This window comes from Blautia sp. ZXY-1-B12 (assembly GCF_056339915.1).
In genome coordinates this window covers 1-7068 of sequence record NZ_JBWJVP010000079.1, presented here as the reverse complement: position 1 = coordinate 7068, position 7068 = coordinate 1, and the positions used below count along the sequence as shown (strand labels likewise).

3 protein-coding genes and 3 pseudogenes are annotated in these 7068 nt (G+C 36.8%); 5 read left to right on the top strand and 1 reads right to left on the bottom strand.

Annotation, left to right across the window (positions count from 1 at the left end):
* The 5 genes and pseudogenes from AC075L_RS05595 to AC075L_RS05575 all read left to right on the top strand — a co-directional run.
* Positions 1-341: pseudogene (locus tag AC075L_RS05595) on the top strand (alpha-L-fucosidase); the annotation flags it as partial.
* Positions 342-349: 8 nt separating this feature from the next.
* Positions 350-1599, top strand: a pseudogene (locus tag AC075L_RS05590) (Gfo/Idh/MocA family protein).
* Positions 1596-2697: pseudogene (locus tag AC075L_RS05585) on the top strand (phosphotransferase enzyme family protein). Before AC075L_RS05590 ends, AC075L_RS05585 begins: the two co-directional pseudogenes overlap by 4 nt.
* Before the next feature lie 295 nt (positions 2698-2992).
* The gene (locus AC075L_RS05580; protein WP_476387312.1) at positions 2993-4102 is read left to right on the top strand and encodes a glycoside hydrolase family 172 protein; all 1110 of its coding nucleotides are present in this window, start codon (positions 2993-2995) and stop codon (positions 4100-4102) included.
* 331 nt (positions 4103-4433) lie between these two features.
* Positions 4434-5081 carry a hypothetical protein gene (locus AC075L_RS05575; protein ID WP_476387311.1) on the top strand — a complete coding sequence of 216 codons (648 nt, stop codon included), beginning with the start codon at positions 4434-4436 and terminating at the stop codon, positions 5079-5081.
* Between the two features lie 1319 nt (positions 5082-6400).
* Here the strand turns inward: AC075L_RS05575 and AC075L_RS05570 are convergent.
* The coding region (locus tag AC075L_RS05570; RefSeq protein WP_476387310.1) for a hypothetical protein at positions 6401-7068 on the bottom strand (668 nt) is incomplete at its 5' end.

The window sequence follows — 7068 nt, the reverse complement described above, 5'->3', positions numbered from 1 at the left end:
TAGGAAAATGGATGGAAAAAAATGGAGAAAGCATTTATGCCTGTGGAATTTCAAAGTTCGAGAAGCCGGAATGGGGAAGATACACACAAAAAGGAAATACGATTTATGCTCATGTTTATGAGACTCCACTAGGGGCGTTGCCTTTGTATGGAATCGGACCGGATAAATTAGAATCTGTTACATATCTTGCCGACGGAAGTGAGGTTAATAGGGGAGAGGCCTGGAATACAGTGCTGTACCCGGATGTGGCGTTTGTGTCATTTGGAGAAAATCCTGTATTTACTTATTCTCTGCCGGATGAAAAGGATACTGTTTTGAAAATTCGTTTACGACAGGGGTGAAACTGAAAATGAAAAAAGTAACTGGTATTTTAATTGGAGCAGGTCTCAGGGGAGGCTATGTATATTCTCAGTATGCAATAGATCATCCAGATGAATTCCAGGTGGTAGCAGTCGCAGAGCCAGATAAAGAGCGTAGAGAAATGTTTGCGGCCAGACATCACATTCCACCAGAATTATGTTTTGAAAGTTATGAGAAGATGCTGGGTAAAGAGAAAATGGCAGACTGTGCAATGGTTTGCACACAGGACAAAATGCATTATGAACCTGTTGCAATAGCAATGGAAAAAGGTTACCACGTACTCTGTGAAAAACCGATGTCTCCGAAGAAAGAAGAAATTATTAATATGGGAAAGATGGCGAAGAAATATAATAGGATTCTGTCTGTGTGTCATGTACTTCGATATTCACCATTTTTCTCAAAGATAAAGGATTTACTGGAATCGGACAGAATTGGCAGACTAATGACTATTCAACATATAGAAGAGGTTGGCTACTGGCATCATGCTCATAGTTTTGTAAGAGGTAACTGGCGGAATGCAGAAGAGACCAGTCCTATGATTTTGCAGAAATGTTGTCATGATATGGATATTATGCTATGGCTGGCAGACAGCAGATGTGAAAGTATCAGTTCTTTTGGTGAATTGTCTTATTTCAAGGAAGAGAATGCGCCAGAGGGAGCTCCTTACTATTGTTTGGATGGATGTCCTTACAGGGATGAGTGTGCTTTTTATGCACCACGTTTTTATCTGAAACATCCGAAGGCAGTAGATGATGGCCTGGTTTATGCAGTAACTGATAATACAGATCCGTCTCATGTACTGGAAACTTTGAAAAAAGGTCCTTATGGAAGATGTGTGTTCCATTGCGATAATACGGTTGTAGATCATCAAACGGTTGATATAATGTTTGAAAATCAGGTAACGGCTTCTTTTCTTATGACAGCCTTTACTAATCAGTGTGCAAGACGAATCCGTCTTATGGGGACAAAAGGAGAAATAAAAGGTGATATGGATGCGGGTATCATAGAGATTACAGATTTTGTAAGTGGCGATCAGGAGAAAATAATGCTTCACACCCCTGCCCAAGGTCACAATGGAAGTGATATAAGTATGATGCGTGATTTTGTCCGTATGATCGGGGAGGGAAAAAGGGAAAAACAGACGCGGCTGTTTCTGTGGAGAGTCATCTTATGGCATTGGCGGCAGAAGAAGCTCGTATAAAGAAAGAAGTTTTGGATTTCAGAGGATTTTGTCAATGAAGTTAAGTGAATTTTCGGAAGTAATTAATAGTTCTGATTTTGACGGTGAGCTTGAAGAGGTGAGAAAATTTGGAAGTGGTCATATTAATGAGACATACTGTGCTGTTTTTACTACAAAAACAGGACGGAAGTGCTATATTCTCCAGAAAATGAACAAGCATATTTTTCGGGATCCTGTTGGGCTTATGGAAAACATCAGTGGTGTTACTTCCTGGTTAAAGAAAAAAAATTCTGGAAAATGGCGGGGACACAGAGCGCGAAACTTTGAATATTGTGAATGATCGGACAGGAACTCCCTATTATATTGATAAAGAAGGGGAATATTGGAGAGTCTATTTGCTTATTGAAGATGCTACCTGTTATGATCAAGTGCAAAGCGATGAAGATTTTTATCAGAGTGCCTTTGTGTTTGGCAATTTTCAGCGACTATTGGCAGACTATCCGGCAGAAACTCTTCATGAGACCATTCCAGATTTCCATAATACGGTGAAGCGTTTTGCCGATTTTAAAAAGGCTGTGGAAGAAGATGCATGTGGACGCGCAGCAGATGTTCAAAAAGAAATTTTGTTTGTTTTGGAAAGAGAGCAATTGACGCATACACTTGTAGATTTTCAGGAGACTGGTAGACTGCCACTTCGTGTGACACACAATGATACCAAATTGAACAATATTATGATTGATAATAAGACTCGCAGGGGAATTTGTGTTATTGATCTGGATACAGTAATGCCGGGACTTTCCTTGAATGATTTTGGTGATTCTATCCGTTTTGGTGCAAGTACAGCGGCGGAGGATGAGCAGGATACTTCTAAAGTTTTCTGTGATCTTCATTTGTTTGAAGTGTATGTAAAAGGATTTTTGAAGGGATGCGGCGGTGCTCTTACAGAACTGGAAGTGGAATTGCTTCCAATGGGTGCTATTCTGATGACTTTTGAGTGTGGAATACGTTTCCTGACAGATTATCTGGAGGGAGATAACTATTTCCGGATTCATCGTGATAATCATAATCTTGATCGTGCCAGAACTCAGTTTAAGCTGACTGTGGACATGGAACAGAAATTATCTGAGATGAAAGCTATTATTGAAAAATATAAATGAAGACTAATTTCTGGCTACCCAAATTGATAAATACATTTAGCAGTCTGGAAGTTGAAAAATGGCTACAAACCTATTGAATACGGTGAAATAGCCATTTTTTTGTGCCATTTTAGAGAAAGGGATAGGCATGTGTGGTTAAAGAAAAGGAAAACTTTTCATGGAAAATTTGTAACTGTATTTTGATAAAAATCTTTAAGAAACAGATTTGAAATGTTACAATGACAAAATAAAAGTATAATTATATAAAAAGCGCTTAATTTGTATGATAGCAGCCGAAATCAAAGGAGGAAAAACTATGTATCAGTCATTTAAAGGTGGACTTGGTGGAATCGCGCTTGCAAAGCATGGAAAAAGCCGTGCAATCAATGCAGAGAATCCTCACGGAGAAAAAGGAAAGGGCGGAATGGCAGCAAGCCATCTGGGACCGTCAAGAAAAGGAAGCCCTTGTCTGAGAGATATAGAACCAGGTGCAATTGTAACTCTGGCAGAAATGGAAGGACCGGGAGAAATCAATCATATCTGGATTACAGTAGATAATAAGACTACAGATGCAGATTGCTTTGTATTGAGAGATCTGGTTATCAGAATGTACTGGGATGATGAAGAAACACCATCTGTAGAGAGCCCTCTTGGAGATTTCTTCTGTTGCGGGTTTGGAAGGGAATGTATTGTGAATTCTGTGCCAATGGCAGTTGTGCCAAGCAGAGGGTTTAACTGTTATTTCCCGATGCCATTTAAGAAAAAAGCGAAGATTACACTGGAAAATCAGCATGCAAATAAAATTCCGGCATTTTTTTACCAGGTAGATTACTGTCTGTATGATGAACTTCCGGAAGACATTACTTATTTCCATGCGCAGTGGAGAAGAGAGCGCCTGACAGAGAAGCAGAAAGATTACACGATTCTGGATGGCGTAAAAGGAAAGGGACATTATATAGGAACTTACATCGCATTGACTACACTGGAACGTTACTGGTGGGGTGAGGGAGAAGTGAAGTTCTATATTGACGGAGATGAGGAATATCCGACAATCTGTGGAACTGGTTCTGAGGATTATTTCGGTGGTTCCTGGAGCTTTGCGAAACAGGTAGATGGAAAAACAGTGGAGCAGACTTACAATACCCCATATCTGGGATACCCTTATTATTCAGCACATGATGAACTGATCCATAATCCTTATCACAATGACGATTGTCCTCCGATGAGAGGATTTTACAGATGGCATATTCAGGATCCAATCTGTTTCGACGAGAATCTTCGTGTGACGATCCAGCAGATTGGAGTGGGATACAGAGGAATGTTTGAAAGACAGGATGATGTGGCGAGTGTTGCGTACTGGTATCAGACACTTCCACATGCACCATTTGCATCATTGATGTCAAAAGAGGACAGATGGCCACGATAAGCTTACTGGGCACGGAGTGAACATTAACCAAATTACCAGATCATCGATAAGGCTCTCATGTAGCCTATTGTAATTACATTTTTTTTCGATATACTATATATAACAGAGTTGCCTGTTGCCATACGGCATTGGGGGACCAGGCTGAGCCTCGGGCTCAGCCTTTTTTTTCTTTAAAACAGAGGTGATAATATGGTAAAGAAGTGCATTATCTGCGGAAAATAATTTCAGGGTAAAAGTAACAGCTCTCGGTATCGTTCTGATGAATGCCGAAATACTCCTCTGTACACAGATGAGATAAATGGAGAACAGTACGGACATCTGACTGTCACAAATGCGTTCAGAAAAAAAAAGTAAACTCTACGCTGTCTGCAAATGCAGCTGCGGAAATGTCTGTACGGTTCGATATGACAGTTTATTATCCGGGAAAACGATTTCCTGCGGATGCGTAAATAAAAAGAACCTTATACAACCTTTAGATCTGACAAGTAAAACAAATAAATATGGATGCACCGCCATCAAGCAGTTAGAGAAGCATTCAGACAGTTATTTTTGGCTGTGTAAATGCAGCTGCGGAAAAGAGTTCGTCGTGCTTGCCAAAAATTTTCCAAAGGTAAAATCCTGCGGATGTGCCCAGACTCGGGCGAGAAAAAAGAATATACAGAAAGCCCAGGAAACATTTCTTAACGGATGTGTGGAAAATTCCTCTGTGTATTGTATTAAACCGAAAAAAATGCTAAAAAATAACACTTCTGGAGTCAGAGGTATTACCTATGACAAGACTTCACAAAAATGGCAGGCACAGATTGTTTTCAAAGGGAAAACTTATAAACTTGGAAGATATATAGACAAGGAAGATGCCATAAGAGCCCGGAAAATGGCGGAGGAAGCCATGTTTGGCAATTTTCTTAAATGGTTTCAGGATACGTACCCAGATAGATGGAAAAGAATGACGAATACAGATTCTTCAAAAATGAAATAACGGTATCAAAAACAATGGGGAAAGGTGCGGAAACTGAATCTTTTGATTCCACTAAGAAATAAAAAGACCCTCTTTGGAAGTATAGGATTAAAAAGGAACTATAAACTATTCGCCAAACACTAATTTTACGAATAGATTAATATACCACATTTTATAATATTGTATATTATGCTTTCTTTATAATTTTTCATATAAATTAATACGCATATCAAATGATGGTCATCCAGAACCATTTTTTCTTGTCAATATATGAATAACATCTCCCTGTCGAATTAAGGTTAAATCGACAAATATTTTTGTCAATTTAACTCAAACGTGTACAATGCATGTCGGTAAAATGTGTATTTTATAGCGGATTTTACCAACATATTGAAAACTTTGTACACATTACAGTTAAATTATTTAACTTATATCTTGTACAAAGCAGAATGATTTAAGCTACTTTTGTACAAAGTAGAATTATTAAATCGTAACTTGTACAAAGTAGAATTCTAAATTTTTCTCCAAAAGCGTTACACACAGAAAGATATTTATTTACCAGAATATTATGTGACCAAGGTAAGTGGATGCAATAATTTTGTTGTATACAGATATGAAAAATGAGTGCTAAATGTGCTGATAGATATCAAGATTAATAAAAATGATGATTTAAAACAGAGTACTTTGTACAAACTTAGGTTAAAACATTCTACTTTGTACAAGTTATGGCTTTAATAATTTAATAAAAAGTTCTACTTTGTACAAACTAGAGTTAAAACATTCTACTTTGTACAAGTTACAGATTTAATAATTAAACCTAATTTTGTACAAAGTAGCAGCATGAGTCTTAAAATAATGCTTTGTACAAGGTTAAGTTTAGACATTGTACACATTAAGGTTAAATCGACAATTTTATATATATGCAATAAATGGAAAAGAAGCGAATTTTTCATCTATACGACAAACACCGGTTTTTCGTATAGATGTCTGGAATCAAATTAAAAAGACTGATTATGTTGTCATCCTTTGTCCTTTTAAGTAAAGTTGGATCATATAGTTAAGTGCAATTTAGACCATAAGGTATTTCAAGCCAATAATGCTCATTTTCTTTTGACCATTTAATCATAATTTAGATTATAAAGGACGATTTTAAGTATAATTTAGATTATTAGTGACTTTTTTAAATGAGTTTGGATTATAAAGGATTGTAATAATTTAAGTGTAATTTGGATTATATGTGCCTATATTTAAGTATAATTCCGATTATAAGGGACATTTTATATTTCTAATTACTTACTGCTTTATATCCAAATAAATCCTTATTTCGTTTGAATTATGTGTTATATTCTAGAATACTTTATAGTCCCATTTTTCTCTTCAATTATTATGTAAACTGGATACGTTATCTGAGTTTTTTTATTTCTAAGCACTGCCTTGTATTCTTCGAATAAATAGTTAAACGCATCTGCCAGTAAACAGGCGCTGATATAATCCTTAGACTTTCTGTAATTTATATATATGTGTATGGGTAACTCGAATAAATCTCCAATATAAACTGGTATATTTTCAGGCTTATATGTTTTAGTCTTTCCCGTAAAAATAGTAAATACATACGGGCTTAAGGCTTGTGCTATTTCAGATATCTGGAATATATCTTTGGCAAACATCAATGTAGCAGCAAGTTCAGGGTTAAAATTGTCGCTGCGTCGTATAGTTATTTGTGCCAGATGATTCCTTATCTCCTGCTCGCTGTAAATCGAAAGCTTTCTTTTTATCAGCAAAAACAGAACAATATACCACAGATTTTCCTTTGAATACCTAAACTTACAAGCATATATTTTTTCTAAATATTTATCTACCAGTGGAAACAGATTCCGGTATTTTCGTTCAAGATCTTCTGTAGAGCCGGCTATATTCTTAAAATCTTTGAGGTTCAGGAAATCCAGGTTATTAAGTTGTCCTATACTCTCCTGTCCTCCACACAGATATACGTGTTTATATGGAAATG

Excerpts from the sequence above, each read along its gene's own strand:
- AC075L_RS05580 (WP_476387312.1), top strand. The coding sequence starts at position 2,993 with ATGTATCAGTCATTTAAAGGTGGACTTGGTGGAATCGCGCTTGCAAAG.
- AC075L_RS05575 (WP_476387311.1), top strand. The coding sequence starts at position 4,434 with ATGCGTTCAGAAAAAAAAAGTAAACTCTACGCTGTCTGCAAATGCAGC.